At 71.9% G+C, this 16,764-nt stretch carries 20 protein-coding genes; 3 read left to right on the plus strand and 17 right to left on the minus strand.

Features of this window, described 5'->3' with window-relative positions:
- Positions 1-132: 132 nt before the first annotated feature.
- The 5 genes from ACFZB3_RS37905 to ACFZB3_RS37925 form a co-directional block, all read right to left on the minus strand.
- Positions 133-591 (minus strand): hypothetical protein, encoded by a 459-nt coding sequence (locus ACFZB3_RS37905; protein ID WP_391384440.1) that lies wholly within the window; start codon positions 589-591, stop codon positions 133-135.
- On the minus strand, positions 588-1,595 hold the full coding sequence (locus ACFZB3_RS37910; RefSeq protein WP_391384443.1) for an AMP-binding protein: 1,008 nt from the start codon (positions 1,593-1,595) through the stop codon (positions 588-590). The genes ACFZB3_RS37905 and ACFZB3_RS37910 overlap by 4 nt, the downstream gene beginning before the upstream one ends.
- A gap of 41 nt (positions 1,596-1,636) precedes the next feature.
- Entirely contained in the window at positions 1,637-2,311 is a 675-nt protein-coding gene (locus ACFZB3_RS37915) for an SDR family NAD(P)-dependent oxidoreductase (RefSeq protein WP_391384446.1), read from the minus strand.
- 144 nt (positions 2,312-2,455) lie between these two features.
- A complete protein-coding gene (locus ACFZB3_RS37920) occupies positions 2,456-2,818 on the minus strand; it encodes an alpha/beta fold hydrolase (RefSeq protein ID WP_391384451.1) in 363 nt (120 codons plus the stop codon).
- Complete coding sequence (locus ACFZB3_RS37925) at positions 2,758-3,186, minus strand: alpha/beta fold hydrolase (protein WP_391384454.1); 429 nt, start codon at positions 3,184-3,186, stop codon at positions 2,758-2,760. The genes ACFZB3_RS37920 and ACFZB3_RS37925 overlap by 61 nt, the downstream gene beginning before the upstream one ends.
- Here ACFZB3_RS37925 and ACFZB3_RS37930 point away from each other — a divergent pair.
- Positions 3,176-3,751: a helix-turn-helix domain-containing protein gene (locus tag ACFZB3_RS37930; RefSeq protein WP_391384457.1), complete on the plus strand. Its 576-nt coding sequence runs from the start codon at positions 3,176-3,178 to the stop codon at positions 3,749-3,751. The two genes, ACFZB3_RS37925 and ACFZB3_RS37930, sit on opposite strands and share 11 nt — an antisense overlap.
- On the opposite strand, the gene ACFZB3_RS37935 is transcribed toward ACFZB3_RS37930, so the two are convergent.
- The 4 genes from ACFZB3_RS37935 to ACFZB3_RS37950 form a co-directional block, all read right to left on the minus strand.
- Complete coding sequence (locus ACFZB3_RS37935; protein WP_391384459.1) at positions 3,752-4,837, minus strand: hypothetical protein; 1,086 nt, start codon at positions 4,835-4,837, stop codon at positions 3,752-3,754.
- 166 nt (positions 4,838-5,003) lie between these two features.
- Complete coding sequence (locus ACFZB3_RS37940; RefSeq protein ID WP_391384462.1) at positions 5,004-6,422, minus strand: lamin tail domain-containing protein; 1,419 nt, start codon at positions 6,420-6,422, stop codon at positions 5,004-5,006.
- 316 nt (positions 6,423-6,738) lie between these two features.
- Positions 6,739-7,410 (minus strand): FCD domain-containing protein, encoded by a 672-nt coding sequence (locus ACFZB3_RS37945; protein ID WP_391384465.1) that lies wholly within the window; start codon positions 7,408-7,410, stop codon positions 6,739-6,741.
- Between the two features lie 169 nt (positions 7,411-7,579).
- The gene (locus ACFZB3_RS37950) at positions 7,580-8,338 is read right to left on the minus strand and encodes a helix-turn-helix domain-containing protein (protein WP_391384468.1); all 759 of its coding nucleotides are present in this window, start codon (positions 8,336-8,338) and stop codon (positions 7,580-7,582) included.
- A gap of 237 nt (positions 8,339-8,575) precedes the next feature.
- Here ACFZB3_RS37950 and ACFZB3_RS37955 point away from each other — a divergent pair, with 237 nt between their 5' ends.
- Both ACFZB3_RS37955 and ACFZB3_RS37960 read left to right on the plus strand, forming a co-directional pair.
- Positions 8,576-9,241, plus strand: coding sequence for a DUF4097 family beta strand repeat-containing protein (locus ACFZB3_RS37955; RefSeq protein WP_391384470.1), 666 nt, complete (start codon positions 8,576-8,578; stop codon positions 9,239-9,241).
- 175 nt (positions 9,242-9,416) lie between these two features.
- Positions 9,417-10,643, plus strand: a complete 1,227-nt coding sequence (locus ACFZB3_RS37960; RefSeq protein WP_391384474.1) for a glucuronyl hydrolase — start codon at positions 9,417-9,419, stop codon at positions 10,641-10,643.
- Positions 10,644-10,705: 62 nt separating this feature from the next.
- Here ACFZB3_RS37960 and ACFZB3_RS37965 read toward each other — a convergent pair whose 3' ends face one another.
- From ACFZB3_RS37965 to ACFZB3_RS38000, 8 genes are all read right to left on the minus strand, one after another.
- Positions 10,706-10,888, minus strand: coding sequence for a hypothetical protein (locus ACFZB3_RS37965; RefSeq protein WP_391384476.1), 183 nt, complete (start codon positions 10,886-10,888; stop codon positions 10,706-10,708).
- A 216-nt stretch (positions 10,889-11,104) separates the two neighbouring features.
- Positions 11,105-12,274, minus strand: a complete 1,170-nt coding sequence (locus tag ACFZB3_RS37970; protein WP_391384479.1) for an amidase family protein — start codon at positions 12,272-12,274, stop codon at positions 11,105-11,107.
- Positions 12,271-12,786, minus strand: a complete 516-nt coding sequence (locus ACFZB3_RS37975; RefSeq protein ID WP_391384482.1) for a flavin reductase — start codon at positions 12,784-12,786, stop codon at positions 12,271-12,273. The genes ACFZB3_RS37970 and ACFZB3_RS37975 overlap by 4 nt, the downstream gene beginning before the upstream one ends.
- A 38-nt stretch (positions 12,787-12,824) precedes the next feature.
- Positions 12,825-13,781, minus strand: coding sequence for a 2Fe-2S iron-sulfur cluster-binding protein (locus ACFZB3_RS37980; protein ID WP_391384485.1), 957 nt, complete (start codon positions 13,779-13,781; stop codon positions 12,825-12,827).
- A gap of 61 nt (positions 13,782-13,842) precedes the next feature.
- Positions 13,843-14,604 (minus strand): SDR family oxidoreductase, encoded by a 762-nt coding sequence (locus ACFZB3_RS37985; RefSeq protein ID WP_391384489.1) that lies wholly within the window; start codon positions 14,602-14,604, stop codon positions 13,843-13,845.
- Positions 14,601-15,155, minus strand: coding sequence for an aromatic-ring-hydroxylating dioxygenase subunit beta (locus ACFZB3_RS37990; RefSeq protein WP_391384492.1), 555 nt, complete (start codon positions 15,153-15,155; stop codon positions 14,601-14,603). The genes ACFZB3_RS37985 and ACFZB3_RS37990 overlap by 4 nt, the downstream gene beginning before the upstream one ends.
- Positions 15,145-16,398, minus strand: coding sequence for a Rieske 2Fe-2S domain-containing protein (locus tag ACFZB3_RS37995; protein WP_391384496.1), 1,254 nt, complete (start codon positions 16,396-16,398; stop codon positions 15,145-15,147). Before ACFZB3_RS37995 ends, ACFZB3_RS37990 begins: the two co-directional genes overlap by 11 nt.
- Entirely contained in the window at positions 16,395-16,754 is a 360-nt protein-coding gene (locus tag ACFZB3_RS38000; RefSeq protein WP_391384500.1) for a hypothetical protein, read from the minus strand. The genes ACFZB3_RS37995 and ACFZB3_RS38000 overlap by 4 nt, the downstream gene beginning before the upstream one ends.
- Between the last annotated feature and the right edge of the window lie 10 nt (positions 16,755-16,764).

Here is a 16,764-nt window from a genome sequence, read left to right on the forward strand (position 1 = left end):
CTCTCCCGGAACGGGTACGACGGGTAGGGTCCGAAGCCCCCTCACCCAGCACACCAGCTCCGGGCCGAACCCGCGCGTCGAGCCCCGCACGGGTCGCAGGTGCTGCGCCTCGTTCTCGGGCGCCCGGGGTTCTCAGGCGCCCGGGACGCGGTCCAGGTCGATGTCGGTGCCGGTCACCCAGTCCGGTTCCGCCACCAGCAGGGCCAGTTCTTCCGTCCCGAGGTCGACGTCCACGGCGTGACGGTAACCGGCCGCCTCGGCGGCCGTGATCCGGCCCCGGTCGGCGGCGGGCACGGCGAGGACGGCCCGCCGGCAGTGCGGATCGGCTGCCCGGACCGCCGCCGTGAGGCTGCGCGGCAGCGCCGGGAGCAGGTCGTCCGGGCAGCCGGCGACCCGTATCTCCAGGTCGTGGGCGCCGGCCGGATACGTGTGCCGCAGCCGTCCCGCGGCACACCGTTCCAGGCGTACGTCCACCGTCACCCCGTCCCGGCGCAGGCGGAAGCCGGCCGTGGTGCGGCCGCGGGCGGTCGGTACGGCCTCCCAGCCGGGGTCCGGCACGAGTCCGGCCGGGACCGCGGGCACCGTGATCATCTCAGCTCTCCCCGTTCGCCAGCCGCCTGATGACGGCCTTGCCCAGCTTCCCGGAGGCGTTCCTCGGCACCACCGGCACGAGCGTGAGCCGCCGCCCCCGCGACCACGACCGCGCGCAGCTCGCCGAGGTCCCGGTCGCGGAAGCCCGGGACGCGGGCCGGCGCGGCGAACATCTGCGGGACGCCGAACACGGTGTTGACCCGGTGGGCGACCAGGTCGTCGAGGCACTCCTGCGGATCGAAGGAGCGGCGTACGACGACCGTGCCGCCGCGTACCAGGGTGCGCAGGGCGAAGCTGTTGAGGGCGCCGATGTGGAGGAGCGGCGCGGCCGCGTAGGTGACGTCACCGCGCCGGGTGTCCAGCCGCAGGTCGACGTTGACGGAGTTCCACCAGGCGTTGCCGTGGGTGAGCACGACTCCCTTGGAGGTCCCGGTGGTGCCGGAGGTGAACATCAGGATCGCCGGATCGTCGGCGTACTTCGGGGTGAGGACGGTGGTCGGCGGGGCGGCCGCGATCAGCGGCGACCAGGGCTCCCAGCCGTCGGCACCACTGTCGGCGGCCGGCACCTCGGGGTCGTCGTCCACCGGCAGGAGGCGCCGCAGCCGCGTCGCCCCGCGCACGGCTTCGGCCGCGGGGCGGTGGCCCTCCTCGCACACGATCGCCTCGGCACCGCTGTCCGTCAGGACCCGCTCCAGCTCGGGCTCGGCGAGCCGGAAGTTGACCGGGACGAACACGGCACCGAGCCGGAACGCGGCGAACATGGTGGCCAGGAACGCCGGGCTGTTCAGGCCGAGATAGGCGACCCGGGTGCCGTCCACGACACCGCCGTCCGCCAGCACGCTCGCCAACCGGGCTGCCCTGTCGTCGAGTTCGGCGTAGGTGAGGCCGCCGCCCGGGTAGCGGACGACCACCTCGCCGGCCTGGTGGCGGGCGTGGCGGGCCACCGCCGCGGCCGGGTTGAGGTCGACCCGGAGTCCGGAGTTGCGCGGGTGGGGACTGGACACAGTCAGCACTCCTCGTCGGGTGTCTTGGGGCGTCGGAGTCGTCAGAGGTGGTCGCCGCCGGCCGCGCGCGCGAAGCCGCGGACGCCGATGCCGCCGTCGGCGGAGATCGCGTGCCCGGTGACCGGGCCGCTCTGCTCGCGGGCGGCGAGCAGCACGTACGGTCCGGTGAAGTCGCGCGGGTCGGTGCCGGCGTCGTGCAGCGGGACGAGCGCCGGGGCGTCGGGCTCCTTCTTCGCGAAGGACGCGGAGATCGAGCGGTCGCCGAGCGCCAGTGCCTCGGGGCCGCGCAGGTCGGTGTTCATGCCGCCGCAGGCGACGCCGTCGACGCGGACCCAGGGGGCCAGTTCGTAGGCGAGTTCGCGCATGAGGCCGAGGCAGGCGTGTTTGCCGGCGGTGTAGAGGGGGCCGCCGCCGTTGACGTGGAAGGAGGCGTTGGAGAGGGTCATGACGATGCTGCCGCGGCTCTTCACCAGCTCCCGCCAGGCCGCCTCGGCCGCCGGCAGATAGCCCTTGACGTTGACGGCGAAGACCTCGTCGAAGGCGGCGTCGAGTTCCGCGGCGGCGAGCCGGGTGAGCTGCCGCTGGTAGTCCCAGACACCGGCGTTGGCGACGAGGGTGTCGAGCTTGCCGAAGCGTTCGACGGTCTCGGCGACGGCGGTGTGCAGCCGCGCGGAGTCGCGGACGTCGCCGGTGACGGCGTGTCCGGTCGGGGGCACCGGCGGCGTCCTCGTCCAACTGACCCTCGTCCCGCCCGAAGACGGTGACCGAGGCGCCCTCGGCGACGAACCGCTCGGTGACCGCGCGGCCGATGCCCGCGCCTCCGCCGGTGACCAGGGCGGCGTACCCGTCCAGCCAGCCCATCACCGCTCCCCGAGGAATCCGACGACCAACTCCTCGAACTCCTGCTGCCGTTCGAGCTGCACCCAGTGCCCGCCCCGGCCGAACACGTGCAGTTGGACGTCCCGGATCTGCCTGAGCATCAGCTGGGCGCCGTCCAGGGTGATCGTCCGGTCGTCGCGGCCCCAGAGCAGCAGGGTGGGTGCCGTGATCCGGTGCAGGTCGCGCCAGAGCGGGTCCATTCCGCCGCGCCGGGCGAAGGCCGCGTTGCAGCGGTGGTAGAAGTCGATGTGGCTCACGTCGAGGGAGGCCTCGTAGCGCGCCTTCACCACGTCCGCGCCGAACTGCCGGTGGTCGTGGACCATGGTGCGGATGAAGGCGGCCATCTTCTTCTCGCTGGGCCGTCGCCGTTGTAGTAGCGGAACATCTCCTTCTGTCCCTCGGTGGGTGTCGGGCCGAACGGCAGCCGGCCGCCGCCCGGGGCCATCAGCACCAGCCCGGTGACCCGCTCCGGGCGTTGCTGGGCCATGGCGATCGCCGCCGCTCCCCCGAGGCTGTTGCCGAGCAGGTGGAAACCGTCGATGCCGAGGGAGTCGAGGGCCTGGAACAGGGCATCGACGGTGATCGCGGTGATCGACCGGCCTTCGAGGTCGGCCTCCGTCGGGCGGTAACTGCCGCCGAAACCGGGCTGGTCGGGCAGGACGACCCGGAAGTGTGACGACCTGGCCCATGAGAACGAGCTGGTGGCCCGCAATGTCCGCCGGTTCCGGCTGGAGCATGCCATGTCACCGGGCGAGCTGGCGCGCCGGTCCGGTCTCTCGAAGCAGACGCTGTCGAAGATCGAGCAGGGCGCGGGCAACCCGACCGTCGAGACGCTCTCGCTGCTCGGCGCGGCCCTGGACGTGCCGGCCCGCCGGCTGCTCACCGAGTGGGGCACGCCGGTCTACGTCCAGCGCCACGACGAGGGGCAGTGGACGGACAGCGGCAACTGGTCGGAGCGGCTCCTCGACGAGGTGTACGGCTCGGGTTACGTACGGACGCTGGTGCTGCGCCTCGAACGCGGCGGCAGGCAGCCCGAGCCCGTCGTCCCGCACGCGGCCGGCACGCTCCACCACGTCTACGTGATCACCGGCAAGCCGCGCACCGGCCCGCTCACCGAACCGGTCGACCTGGCGGCGGGCGACTTCGCCCGGTTCCCCGGGGACATCCCCCACCGCCATGTCTGCCTCAGCGAACGCGTGGCCGCCCACATGGTCACCACGCTGCCTCAGGTGCGGCAGATCAGCCCCACGGTGCTGCAGGGCGGGCCCGGCGCCTGATCAGGAGGTGATGCCGTTGTACTGGTCCCAGGTGTAGGCGAGGTCCGGCGAGGAGGGCTTGCCGGTCCAGTTGAAGTAGTCCCAGACGAGTTCGGCGGGGTTGGTGGCGAGGTAGCCCCGGCCGGGGAGGTCGTCGCCGTCGTCCCAGGCCCAGGGCGGGTTGGCCGCGTCGGTGTCGCAGGCGCCGTTGGCCGGGCCGAGGACACCGCCGGCGCCGCACTTGGCGCCGTAGGGGTTGGAGCTGTCGTCGCCGGCGAAGTTGTTCGGCGTCGCGAAGAGCGTGGTGAGGGTGCGGTTCGCCCACATGCCGTTCGAGGCGAAGACGTCGGTCAGGGTGTACTGCACGTCACGGTCGTTGGAGCCGGAGGGCACCTCGGCGGTGGAGCCGGGGTAGTAGACGATGCCGTCGCCGCTCGCGTACTGGCTGCGCTCCTGCGAGAGGTATCCCTCGGCCCAGGCGGCGTGGGTGTTGGGCTGCTGGGTGGTGAACGGGCGGCCGTGGCCGTCGTCGTGCGGGTCGCCCTGGAGCTTCAGCGTGCCGTCGACGCTCTCCTGCCCGCTGGTGAAGTCGCTGCCGGAGGGCACCCAGGAGTAGAAGTTGCTGTGCGCGACCGTGATGGCGGCCTTCAACTGCCCGTGCGCGGAGCCGTCGTTGGCGACGACGACCAGGACGCCCTCGGCGTCGTTCTCGTGCTCGGTGAGGTCCTCCTGGTAGTTGTCGAGGACCCCGTCCGACCAGTCGCGCGGGTGGAAGTACGTGTACAGCAGGTAGGAGAAGGACGGGGTCTGGACGACCGAGTAGTAGACGTGCGCCGCGAGCGGGAACTGGCTGGTGTTCTCCCAGTTGTTGCGGCCGTTGAGGTCGCCGTCGTAGTCGTACGACGTGATGTAGTCGGACTTGCCGCCGAGCGCGGTCTCGCCGGTGGAGTCGACGTCCTGGAAGTTGACCGGGGCCCACCACTGGGCGAGGGCGGCGCGGTCGGCGGCGGCGTCCGCGCGGGCGACGGTCGGCCGGGTGAGGCCGGCAGCGCAGACGGCGGCTAGGGCGGCCGTCACGGCGAGGGATCTGCGTCGGGTCAGAGGCACACGGAAACGGTGGGTGCGGGCGGTTGCCACGGTTCCTCCGGGGGCGGCGAAAGGAACCGGCACGTCGGTGAAGTCGACGTGCCGGTACGGGAGTTGACGCATGTTCCGGTGGTGCGTGTGATGCCGCGCGTACGATACAGCGCGGCACGGGCGGCCCGGCAGGGCCTCAGCAGGTGATGGTGCCCCTGCGCAGCGCGTGACTGCTGTCGTTGCTGTCGTCGGACCACCACACGGGCTTGCTGCCGCCGCTGCACGCGTCGGAGCCGGAGACGGCGAAGCCCTCGTTGTTGTAGTTGCTCATGCCGGACGGGCGGTTGTAGACGGCGGTGGTGGCGAGGACGCCGGAGGAGTTGATCTGCAGGGTGCGGTGCTGGCCGGAGCAGGTGTCGTCGCAGACCGCCCAGAGACGGGAGGCCTGCGGTTCCCACTGGAGTTCCATGACGCCGGCCATGCCGCTGCTGACGGCCGCCACCCGGGTGTAGGTGCCGCCGTCCTTGAGGACGTAGCCGTAGATCATGCCGGTGCCCTCGACACCGACGAAGAACACCCCTCCGGTGTGCGAGCCGTAGTTCGCCGGGTTGTAGGCGGCGCCGGTCGAGGCGTCCATGAACCCGGCGGCGGTCAGGGTGGCGTCCGGGACCCAGGTGATGCCCTCCAGGCCGAGGTTGGAGCCCACCGACGGCAGGTCGGAGGTCAGGTTCCACTCGGTGGCGGCGGTGATGCTGGTGGCGGTGCCGCTGACGTCGTACCTGAGGACGGAGAGCCGGCTGGTGCCGGACGAGTCCGCGTTGCGCTCACTCGCCACGTACACGCCGCCGCTCGAACCGGCACCGGTCAGGGTGACGCCCTCGTCGTCCGGCGTGCCCGAACCGCCCGGGAACCTGAGCGTCTTGCCGGACGTCCAGCCGCCCGCGGTGTCGGCCTTCCAGGCGGTGGAGCCGTTGGGCACCAGCCGCCACAGCTTGCCGCTGTTCTGCGCCGCCCACAGCACGTTCCCCTCCTGGTAGAGGCCGCTCATGTCGGTGCCGAAGGCGTTCTTGGCGTCGGCGGTGGCGACCGAGCTGCCGCCCGGCCACGCGGTCGCCGAAATGCCGCCGGAGCCGCAGTCGTTGGCGGCGCCGAGGGTGAGCGCGGCCGAGCCGAAGGCGCCGGTGCCGTCGGGGCAGCGCGACCACGACGGGTCGGAGTGCTGGGTCCAGGCGAAGCTGTCGACCAGGGTGGTGCCGTCGGCGAGGTAGAGGCGCGCCTCGTCGTCGGAGCCCAGGCCGAAGGCGTTGTGCACGTCGAAGGCGACGAAGCCGCCGGGAGCGAGGGTGGTCCCGGCGGCTATCGCGTACTTGGAGCTGTCGTTGTCGTCCCGGAGGATCCAGCCGGAGAGATCCACCGTGGCGGTGCCCTTGTTGTAGAGCTCCACGGAGTCGTTGACGTCTCCGGTGGTCACCACCTCGTTGATCCGGATGTCGTCGGCCGCCGCCGCGTGGGCGGGCGACGCCGTCAGGGCGCCGACGGCGAGCGTCGGTCCGGCGACGGCGACGAGCAGGACACGGAGGCTGCGGCGCCACCGGCGAACGCGTGATTCGGTCACGAAATCCGTCCTGGGGTTTCGTTGTGACAGGCCGCCAGGACCTTTCCGGCGCAGCCCGAACGACCGCCTTCGCACAGGTGAGGGGGTCATGAACGATGAGCGAACCACCAAGATCGCGATCCGGGCGGCCGGCAGCGGCCGGCCCGAGTACGCCGATCGGGAGGTTGCACGGTGCGGTTCGGCGAAGGCGAGGAAGAGGGCGATTGCGCACCCGAAGCCAATGACGGCGACGGCGACGGCTGTATGTCCCCGCGACGAAAGCGGTACGGTACCGGCCGCCGTCCGGGCCCGGCGCGCTCCGCTCCGCTCCGGCGCGCTAACTTGCCCGCGACGAAGGCACGTTGACGATTTTCCGCAGGGCGTGGATGACACTGCCGAGGTGCCCGCGGGCGGCCTGCTCGGCGGCGACCGGGTCACGGCCGCAGACGGCGTCGATGATCGCGAGGTGCTCCGGGAGCGAGACGGCCGGCCGCCCCGGCTGCAGGGCGAGCCTGAACTGGTGCCGTACCGACTGGCCGCGCAGCCGCTCCAGCACTCCCCCGGCCGTGGCCTGACCGCTCAGCTCCACGAGCCGGCGGTGCAGCCGGTTGTTCAGCTCGGAGTAGGTCATGACCTCCCCGGACTCGACCGCCCCGATCATCCCCGCCCGGATCTCCCGCAGTTCGGCGATCTCCGCGTCGGTCACCCGCTGGGCGGCCTTGGCCGCACACAGGCCTTCGACCACCATCCGGACCTCGGTGATCTCGATGGCCTCGGCCAGCGGCACCGCGCGCACCCGGGCGCCGCGGTTGGGGATGCGCTCCACCAGCCCCTCGTTGCCGAGCTGGAGCAGGGCCGAGCGCACGGCGCCACGGCTGACCGCGAACCGCTCCGCGAGGTCGACCTCCACGAGCCGCTGGTCCGGCACGTACTCCCCGTGCACGATCGCCGCGCGGATGACGTCGACGACCGGGTCGGGCCCGGACGGGATGTTGGGTGCTGCCGGCACGTGGTGCCCCTTTCCGCGGCGGAACGCTCAGAACGGCAACGATATTGTCGCCAATCCTGCCCTGTGGTGACGGCCTCCGGCCAGGGACGATGAACGGGAACCGGGAGACACCTGTGAACTCCGCCGCCACGGCCGGTCCGCGGGCCGCCGCACCGGGGCGGCCGACCGCCTATGCCTGGTCCGGGCCCGGCCGACCGGTGACGTCGCCGGAGCCCGTCCCGGGTCTACTGTGCAGGACTTCGCGGGCCTGCTCGGCGGCGCGGGCGATGCTCTCGCTGACGAAGTCGAGGAAGCGGGCGATGTTCTCCAGGCGGTCGGCGGCGGGGGTGCGCGGGCCGAGGACGGCGACCCCCTGACGTGCGGTCTCGGCGACCTGGGCGGTGCCGCGCGCGCTGGCCATCATCGACTGGTACCAGACGTCGTCGTCGACGAAGTAACGCTCGCGGCGGCGTTCGTCGCGCTCCCGGCGGACCAGCCCCTGCTCTTCGAGGAACGCGACGGCCTTGGAGACGGACGCCGGGCTGACCCGGAGCCGCTGGACGAGTTCGGACGCGGTGAGACTGGCGGCGTCGCTGATGCAGAGACAGGCCAGCACCCGGGCCATCATCTTGGGCGTACCCGACTGCATGAAGACGGTGGTGAGCGTCTCCTCGTACTCGGCCACGGCCTCGGCGTCCCGTCCGTGCGGCTGCGGGACCGCCCCGGACCCCCGGGAGGAGGCGGGCCTGCGCCGGTGGGCGCGGCGCTCGGTGGCGCGGTGGGCCAGGTCGGCGTGGTAGGCGGTGGGGCCGCCGTTGCGCATCACCTCGCGCGTGACCGTCGAGGTCGGACGGTCGATACGGCGGGCGATCTCGGCGTAGGGGAGGCTGTCGGCCAGCCCCAGCGCGATCTGCCGGCGTTCCTGCTGGCTGAGCCTGCCTCCCGGCATCGCGATCTCCTAGTTGTTCCCGCAGGACGGTCCCTGGCCTCGCGAGCATAGCGTTCACTGCTCACTCATTGCAATGAACGGCGACCTCACATTGCGTTAGCTTCAGATCCATTGCAACACTTTGGATGCTCTGAACTGCATCTTTGTAAGTCTTACGCAACAAACTCGTTGTCGCGACCCGGAAAGCAACGTAGCGTTTCCATTACCAGAAACAAGGAACGCCAACGGGAGACCACGATGCAGAAGTTCGACACCCCCGCCCCGATCTCCGCCGTCCTGGACATCCCCGCCGGGCGCGTCCAGTTCATCGCCGCGGACCGCGCCGACACCACGGTCGAGACCCTGCCGGCCGACCCCGGCAAGAGCCGCGACGTCAAGGCCGCGGAGCAGACCAGCGTCTCCTACGCCGACGGGGCCCTGCGGATCACGGCCGGGACCCCCGGCAACCAGCTCTTCGGCCCCTCCGGCTCCGTGGAGGTCACCGTCCGGCTGCCCGCCGGCTCCCGGGTCGAGGTCAAGGCGGCCGGCACCGAGCTGCGTGGCGTCGGACGCCTCGGCGACGTCGTCTTCGACGGCGCCTACCGCAAGGTCAAGATCGACGAGGCCGCGAGCCTCCGCCTCACCGCGACCGACGGCGACGTCGAGGTCGGCCGGCTGGGCGGGCCCGCGGAGATCAGCACCGCACGGGGCGACATCAGGATCGGCGAGGCCACCCGCGGCACCGTCGTACTCCGCACCCAGGACGGCGACATCACGGTCGCCGCCGCCACCGGCGTCTCGGCCGCCCTGGACGCCGGCACCGGCTACGGCCGCGTCAGCAACGCCCTCAAGAACGACGGCACGACCGAACTCGACATCCGCGCGACCACGTCCCGCGGCGACATCACCGCCCGCAGCCTCTAGACAGGCCGATCGCCCGTCCTCCCCGTCAAGCCCGGCGTCCCGCACGCCGGGCCTGACGTCGGCCACTGTCATTCACACATATGAACATTGCGCACATGTGTATACGCGGGCGTCGCCGCATGCGAGACTCCTTCAACTCCCGTACTCACCAGCTCAGTTGGAGAGGAACGCACCCATGCACATGTCCCGCAGGGCCGTGCTGGCCACCGCAGGCGGCGCCGCGGCGGCGTACGCCGCCGTACCCCAGTCCGCGCAGGCGCTCACCGGCCTGGTGCCGGCGGCGACGGAGGCGGTGCTGCGTGACGCGGCCGACTACGCGGTCGCCAAGGTGCGTGCCGTCGCGCCCGGGGTGAGCGCCTTCCCGGTCGGGACGAAGTTCGAGAAGTGGGTCTACTCCCAGAACGGCGACTGGGTCGGCGGATTCTGGCCCGGCGTCCTCTGGATGAGCTGGCTGCACAGCGGCGACGACAGCCTGCGCACCCTCGCCCTCGCGTCGGCCGCCAAACTCGCCCCCCGGCAGTACGACACCGGCACGCACGACCTGGGCTTCCTGTTCACCCCGTCCTGGGTCACCGCCTGGCGGCTGACCGGCGACACGTCCTGGCGGGACGGCGCCGTACAGGCGGCGCGCTCACTGCTCCAGCGCTACAACCCCCGCGGCCGCTACCTGCGGGCCTGGGGTGCGCTCAACACCTCCGACAACGCGGGGCGCATGATCATCGACACGATGATGAACCTCGACCTGCTCGTCTTCGCCGCCCGGCAGACCGGCGACAGCGCGTTCATGGACGCGGCCGTGGGCCACGCGGAGACCACCCGGCGCCTCTTCCCGCGACCCGACGGATCCACCCCGCACGCCTACGACCTCGACCCCGCCACCGGCACCCCCGTCGGCCCGAACACCGTCCAGGGCTACAGCCCCACCTCCTGCTGGGCCCGCGGCCAGGCCTGGGGCATCTACGGCTTCACCACGATGTACCGCCGCACCGGCGACCACCGGTTCCTCGACACCGCCCGCAGCCTCGCCGACTTCGCCCTCCAGGCCCTCGGCCCGGACCACGTACCCGTCTGGGACTACCGCGCACCGCAGCAGCCGTACGACGTGAAGGACGCCTCCGCCGGGACCGTCATGGCCTGCGGGCTGCTCGACCTGGCCGCCGCCACGGGCAGCCGCCCCTACCGCACCACCGCGCTGCGCATCCTCGGCGCACTGTGCGAGACCTGCCTGACCACCCACTCCGCCCGCGCCGAGGCCGTCGTGGCCCGCTGCACCCGTAACCGCCCCGCCGAGGACGGCATCGAGATCTCCCTCCCCTACGCCGACTACTACCTCCTCGAAGCGATCCTGCGCGTCCTGCGGCCCCAGGACCTGGACCGGGCGATCGACCTGTCGACGGTCTGACGAGGCTCCGCCCGATGCTCACGTCCGCGGGCATCGGGCGCGGTGCCGTTCGGTGACGGCTCCTAGGGTGTGGCGCCCGTCGTCCCCGGTGTGTTCGACGGTGTTGCGGTGAGGGGGGACGGTGCGGGCGGGGACGCCTCCCCCGAGTCGGCCTGGACGACGAGGACGACCGCGATGACCGCGGTGGTCAGGGCAGCCATCGTGGCCAGCCACCAGATCCCGATCGCTCTCGCGTGAGCGGCCATGGCACCCTCCTTCGACGCGGAGCGTACGCCGTTGCCCGTAGACGGAACTCTCTTTTCACAGCACGCGACAGCCGGCGCCCCACCCCACCGGCCTCACCGCCACATTCTGGCCGCCTTCCGCGGTTGTCGCGCCGAATTGGGAAATCCGCAAGGCGATTGACCCGGTATCACAGGAAACAACCGATTGTCCGGGGACGGTGCCGACCGCACTCGTCGTCACCGTGCGGCTTGCTCGACGGTGCGGGCGACGCCGAGCAGCCGGCCCACCCGGGCGGGGTGGCCGACGAGTTGGAGACCGAGGGGCAGGCCGTCGGGGTCGCGGTGACCGGGCACGGTGACCACGGGCAGGCCGAGTAGCTGCCAGGGGCGGCTGAGCACGGGATTGCCGGTGGCGGCCAGGCCGTGCGGGGCGGGGCCGGGGGCGGCGGGGCCGAGGATCGCGTCGACGTGGGTGAGGAGGTCGAGGACGACGGCGCGTGCGGTGTGTGCCGTGGCGAGCGCGGCACGGTACTCGGCGTCGGTGGTCCTGCGCCCGCGTTCGAGGAGGTCGTTCAGGTGCCGGCTCAGCGACTCGGGATGCCTGGCCTCGGCGGCGAGGCTGCGGGCAGCCTCGTAGGCCATCACGACGGCGTGGGCGTCGGCCAGTTCCACGGCGCTGACGGGCAGTTCGGTGCCGTCGGCGCGCAGCTCGCGCCCGGTGTGGCGCACGGCGTCGAGCATCGACGGTGCGACGTCGGTGAGTTCGGCGCCCTGCCAGAGCGACAGCCTCACGGATGCGGCGTCTTCGGCCGTGGTGCCGTCGACGGCCTCGATCACCGTGGCCAGTTCGGCGACGGTGGGTGTGAGCAGCCCCGGGGCGTCCAGGCTCGGGCTGAGCCCGGTGATGCCCGCCGTGGACCAGGCGCCGACGGGGGCGACGTAGCCGGCGACCCCGCAGAAGGAGGCCGGCCGGGTCAGCGAACCGGCGGTCTGCGAGCCCAGGGCGAGGGGCACCACGCCGGCGGCGACGGCGGCGGCCGAGCCGCTGGACGAACCGCCCGGCGTGTGGGCGGGATTGCGCGGGTTGCGGGTCGGGCCGGGCTGGAAGTAGGCGAACTCGGTGGTGACCGTCTTGCCCAGCGGCACGGCGCCCGCCCGGCGCAGCCGGTCCACCAGCCAGGCGTCGGCGGCGGCGACCCGGCCCCGGCGCAGCACGGAGCCGCACTCGGTGGGCAGCCCGGCCACGTCGATGATGTCCTTCACCCCGAACGGCATGCCGTGCAGCGGACCTTCGGGGGCACTGAGCGCCGCCGCGCGGGCGCCTTCGGCGTCCACCCGCACCCACGCACGGATGTCCGCTTCGGTCTGCGCCTGGCGCCGTAGCGCTTCCTCGACGGCGGCGGTCACGACCGGGCGCCTTCCGGTACGAAAGGGGCCGCGTCGAGGCGATGGAAGGCGCGGTTGAAGTAGACGAGGCTCTGGCCGCCGGAGCGGGTGCGGATCTGCCCGATCTCGACGAAGAGCACGCTGTGGGAGCCCGTGGGGACCGTGTGCCGGATCGTGCCGACGGCGGTGACCAGGGCGTCCTTGAGGACGGGTACGTCCTGGGTGTGGTCCCAGATGTCCCAGGTGAAGCGTTCGGCCATGGGCACCTTGGTGGCGCCGGCGAAGTGCAGGGCGAGTTCCTGCTGGTCCCCGCCGAGGACGTTGAGGCCGACGCGTCCGTTCGCCTTGAAGACGTCGTGCATGGCGCTTGCGCGATTGACGCAGACCAGGACGGTCGGCGGGGCGTCGGTGACCGAGCAGACGGCGCTGAGCGTGATGCCGCAGCGGCCGTTCGGGCCGTCGGTGGTCAGGATGTTCACGGCGGCCGGGAGGTGCGCCATCGCCTCGCGGAACTCGCTCTGGTCGGGGGTCACGGCGGTGCCGCTCCTCTCTTGGTTCGGTTCGGACCGGCTCACCACAACTCCACCACCAGCCGCGACGACCTCGCGCGTGAGACACAGGCGGCGATCTGGTCGCCCGCCGCCTTCTCCTTGGCGGAGAGGCAGTGGTCGCGGTGGTCGGGTTCGCCCTCGATCACCCTGAGGACGCAGGTCCCGCAGATGCCCTCGCGGCAGGACGTGTCCAGCGGGACGCCGTTCTCCTCCAGCACCTCGGCGATGCTCCGGCCGGGCGGGACCGGGTAGACCTCGCCGGTGTCGAGCTCGACCTCGAAGGCGGTGTCGGCGGCCGTGTCCTGCGGGACGTCCGCCTGGAACAGCTCCGAGTGGATCCGCTCCTCCGGCAGGCCGGCGCGGGCGGCGAGTCCGCGGACGTGCGCCATGAAGTCGCGCGGTCCGCAGGTGTAGACGTGGCTGTCCCCCGCCGGCCCCGTGAGCGCGGCGGCCAGCGCGGCGCCGGAGGCCTGCCGGCCGAGCCCGAAGTGCGGGACCACCCGGTCCGCGAAGGGCGACTCCGCCAGCAGCCCGGCGAAGGCCGCCTCCGCACGGCTCCGCGCGACGTAGTGCAGCGTGAACTCGGCTTCCCTGGCGTGCAGTTCGTAGGCCATCGCCAGCAGCGGGGTGATCCCGATGCCCGCCGCCAGCAGGTGGTGCCGGGCGCCGTCCGTCGCGAGGCCGAACAGCTGCCTGGGTGCGCCGACGGTCAGCTCGGTGCCCGGTCCGGCCTTGTCGTGCAGGGCCTGGGAGCCGCCGCGGGAGTCCGCCTCCCGTTTGACGGCGATGGTGTAGGCACCGGAGTCGTCCGGCGGGCCGCACAGGGAGTACGGGCGGGTGATCCCGGTGGGTCCGGTCACGTCGATGTGCGCGCCGGCCGGGTAGGCGGCGAGGGCGACGCCGTCGGTGCGGGCGAGCCGGAGGACCTTGATCGTGTCGGTCTCGTCGTGGGTGTCGGTGACGGTGACTGTGAACATCCGTCTGCCTTCAGGTGGTTCGGGCGATTCGGGTGGTTCGGGTGCGGAGCTGACGGTGCTGTCAGCGCATGTACAGGCCGCCGTTGGCGTCCCAGCAGGCGCCGGTGACCGCGTCCGCGTGTTCGGAGGCGAGCAGGACGGCCATGTCGGCGATGAACCGCGGACGGCCCAACCGCCGTACCGGAATGGACTCTTCGATGGCCGCGAGCTGCTCCGGCGGGACCGTCTCGCGGACGACCGGCAGGTCCTGCGGGCCCGGCGAGACGGCGTTGACCGTCACCCCGGAGGGGCCGAGTTCACGGGCGAACACCTTGGTGAGGGTGGCCACTGCGCCCTTGGCCGCCGCGTAGTGCGCGCCGGTCGCGGTACCGCCGTTCTGGCCGGCGAGCGAGGCGATGTTGACGATGCGCCCGTAGCCGCGTTCGGCGAAGTAGGCGCCGAAGACCTGGCAGCCGAAGAAGGTGCCGTCGAGGTTGGTGGACACGACCTCGCCGAAGCTCTCCGGGCTGATCTCCATCAGCTTCTCGACCTTGGCTCGTCCGGCGTTGTTGACCAGGACGTGCACGGCGCCCCACCGTTCGACGAGCTGGTCGCGGGCCCGCGCGAAGGCGGCCTTGTCCCGGACGTCCAGCGCGAGTCCGACGGCGTAGCGGCCCTCCGGGTCGAGTGCGGCCGCCGCCTTCCCGGCGGCTTCCCCGTCCAGGTCGGTCAGGGCGACGCGGTAGCCGCGGTCGTAGAGGCGTGCGGCGATGCAGGCGCCGAGGCCGCGGGCCGCGCCGGTCACCAGGGCGACGTGCCTCGCGTCCTCCTCGTGCGGGCTCACAGCAGGAACCCCGACGCCGTGACCGCGTCCTCGGAGTTGACCAGCCGGACGATCTTGCGGGCGATGCGCGGGCCGTCCGGGCCGAACACGATCCGGTGGGTGACGTCGGCGGCGAGGACGAAGGTCTCCTCACGTTTGTAGCCGACCAGGATCTGTGCTGCGGACACCTCGATCGCGTCCTCCGCGTGGCCGGTCGGTCCGACCGGACCGACCGGACCTACCGGACCGGACACGACGAACCGGGACACCGTGCGGACCGTGCGGGCGGCCGCCGCGGCGGAGATGGAGAACCCGCCGGTGAGCCGCTCGACGCGCATCCGGCGCATCCGGTCGTCGTCGTAGACGAGGTTGAGCCGGTCGGCGAAGTCGGTCGCCTCGCGGTCGATGGGGACGACGTACTCGCCGCCCTCGGCCCACAGGCCGTCCCACTCCTCGTAGCGGCGGCCGTCGAGGAGGTGGGCCTCGCGCCAGATCAGGGAGACGGCGGCGAGGGCGCGCGGGTCGTCCAGCGGCAGCCCGGCAACTTCCGTACTCAGGGCCTCAGTTGCCATCGGTCATCATCCTCTTCCACATGTCGTACGCCTCCCGCATGCCGGTCTCGTCGGTCGCGTGCGAGGTGGGCTGGCCGAGGTCGTTCGGTTTCTCGCGGGCGAGGCCGCGGTTGACCAGGATCGGCATGTCGACGCCGCCGGCCACACCGCGCTGGACGCGGTTCCAGGCCTCGGCGTCGTCGGGGCTGCCGAAGCCGAACGGGCCCTGGAAGTGCTCGTGGATGCGCAGCCGTTCGCGGTTGACGATCCCGGGGCCGCCGTCCAGGCCGAGGGCCACGTGCCGGATCTCCGTCTCCGCGACCGAGATCGGGCGCAGCACCCGGAAGAAGGACATCGACATCGCCACGTTCGGGAACAGGTTGAGGTTGAACCCGGCGCCGTGCAGGGAGCGCACGATCCGCCGCACCTGCTCCGGCGGCATGTCCCTGGACAGCTCCTGGACGATGTGGCTGAAGCGGTCCTGGAGTTTCTCGGTGCCGTCGTCGACGTCCAGGTCGGCGTGTTCGGCGACGGAGACCGAGACGCTGTGGCCGTTGCCGAGGGCGTGGGTGACCGCGGTCTCGTCGGTCATGATCGACAGCATGCTCGCGGTCTCCGCGTCGACCGAGGCCATCCAGGAGCGGTGCACGATCGGGAAGTGGTACCAGTCGGTGGTGTTCTCCAGCTGGATCTTCCAGTTCCCGGCGAACCGGAACCGGTGCTCGCCCTGCACCTTGATGGGATAGCCCGCGCCCTGCTTCATGAAGCGGTCGATCCACAGCCGGGCCCCGCCGAGGAAGTCCTCCAGCGGCTCGATGTCCTCGCTGAAGCTCGCGAAGACCATCCCGGCGTACGAGCCGACCTTCAGGCGCTGCAGCGGCAGGTCCTTCTTCTCGACGACGTCCTCGTAGCCCTCGGGGTACGGGATGCCGCGCAGGCTGCCGTCCAGGCCGTACGACCAGGCGTGGTAGGGGCAGGTGAAGCCGTTGCCGTTGCCCTTGGGGGTCTCGCAGACGCTGGCGCCGCGGTGCCGGCAGCGGTTGAGCAGGACGTTGATGCCGCCCCGGCGGTCCCGGGTGACGATGACGGGACGGCGGCCCACCCAGGCCGTCTTGAAGTCGCCGGCCTTGGCGATCTCGCTCTCGTGGGCGACCCACACCCAGGTGCGGTGGAAGATGCGGTCCATCTCGCGTTCGAAGAGGGCCGGGTCGGTGTAGAGGCTGCCGGCGACGCGGTCGGACTCGACGAGGGGTGAGTTCGTCATCGGGTCACCTCCGGCTGGGGCAGCGGACGGCCGAGGCGGGCCTCGATCTTCATGTACCGCCACAGGCCGTGCTCGCCGACCTGGACGGTACGGAAGAGGTTGCAGGCGGCGGCGACGGTCGGCTGGTCGACGACGTCGGCGAGGACGTAGCAGGTCCACGGCCAGGAGTCGGACGGGCCGACCATGTGCTGGTCGTCGTCGATCGTGCCGAGGACGCTCACGCCGGGCAGTTCGTGCAGCTGGGTGAGCATGCTCAGGAAGCCGTCCCAGACCGACTTGCCCTGACCGGTGGGCAGGTCGAAGAAGTTCTGGTTGACGCCGATGCAGAACAGCACCCGCAGGGGGGATTCCGACATGGAGGGCCTG

It is taken from the genome of Streptomyces sp. NPDC008092 (assembly GCF_042957285.1).
Classification (GTDB): Bacteria; Actinomycetota; Actinomycetes; order Streptomycetales; family Streptomycetaceae; genus Streptomyces.